The sequence below is a fragment of the Pseudomonas sp. JV245A genome, from assembly GCF_032424515.1.
GTDB classification, from domain to species: domain Bacteria; phylum Pseudomonadota; class Gammaproteobacteria; order Pseudomonadales; family Pseudomonadaceae; genus Aquipseudomonas; species Aquipseudomonas protegens.
The window spans coordinates 1-407 of the sequence record NZ_VYKE01000564.1 but is presented as its reverse complement, the minus strand read 5'-3'; the positions used below and the strand labels follow the sequence as shown (position 1 = coordinate 407).

The 407-nt window shown below is 65.4% G+C and carries 1 protein-coding gene; it reads right to left on the bottom strand.

The window, feature by feature from the left end:
* Window positions 1-407 (bottom strand): penicillin-binding transpeptidase domain-containing protein (locus tag F6S12_RS33045; RefSeq protein WP_315870028.1); only part of this gene is annotated, 407 nt, incomplete at both ends.

Genomic DNA, 407 nt, shown 5'->3' with positions numbered 1-407 from the left:
AGGGACAGGTTGTGGGGCAGGTCCTCGCGGTTGAAACCAAAGCGCGCGATGTAGTCGATGGTCCGCTCCACTCCCATGGCTTGCAGCAGGCGGATGGAGACCATGTTGCGTGAACGGTTGAGGGCTTCGCGCAGGCGAATCGGCCCGAGGAAGGTGCGGTTCTCATTTTGCGGGCGCCACACCGGGCCGGCGTCGCCGCCGCCCACCACAATGGGCGCATCGTTGACCAGGGTCGCCGGGGTGTAGCCGCTGTCGAGGGCCGCGCAGTAGATGAAGGGCTTGAAGCTCGACCCGGGTTGACGCTTGGCCTGCAGCACGCGGTTGAAGCTGCTTTGCTGAAAATCAAAGCCCCCCACCAGTGCCTGGATCGCCCCGTCTTCCGGGGCGATCGATACCAGCGCGCCCTG